This window comes from Brasilonema octagenarum UFV-OR1, from assembly GCF_963888615.1.
Lineage (GTDB): Bacteria > Cyanobacteriota > Cyanobacteriia > Cyanobacteriales > Nostocaceae > Brasilonema > Brasilonema sennae.
In genome coordinates this window covers 1-599 of the sequence record NZ_CAWPKW010000124.1, presented here as the reverse complement: position 1 = coordinate 599, position 599 = coordinate 1, and the positions used below count along the sequence as shown (strand labels likewise).

Genomic DNA, 599 nt, shown 5'->3' with positions numbered 1-599 from the left:
GGATGAGACTCATAATAATCATCTAGAGCTTTATTACGCTCAGTTGGTGAATTGAATGATTTCTTTAAAGCTGGCTTCTGATAATCTTTCAATAGTTCAATAGTACATTGGCTAACCAAATCTAGAGTGGTTAGATAAGGGTCTGATTGAGTTAAGTTTCTTGATTTGGAAGACCACCTAACGAATCTATCTTCAAGCACTCCTTCCTCTAAAAGTTTTCTAGGAATCAATGCTGATATTTTACTATCATCAAGCAATAGTTGAGTTTGTTTATCGATTGATTTCGCAGTCTTGTTTATAACTGTAAAGATATTGCGAGTTGCTTTGATTATCTCATCTCTTACAGTTTCGCTTAAGTCTGCATGACCAACCCTGCCAAAATCACCGAACACTAGATAAACAACTGGTATGTCAAAAGTTTTTGAGCAACTGAAATTTTCCTTAATTTCTTGAGGGCTTAAAGGCTCTTTTCCAGTATGGACGTTCCAATATCTCTTTAATGCAAGAAGCCTATGTTGACCATCAATTACAATTCTAGCTACGTTCTTATATAGCTTTAAATTGACCCATTTCTCGACAGGTTTTCCCTGACTACTAAC

At 35.6% G+C, this 599-nt stretch carries 1 pseudogene; it reads right to left on the bottom strand.

Annotation, left to right across the window (positions count from 1 at the left end):
* Positions 1-599, bottom strand: a pseudogene (locus AC5590_RS08915) (DNA sulfur modification protein DndB); the annotation flags it as partial.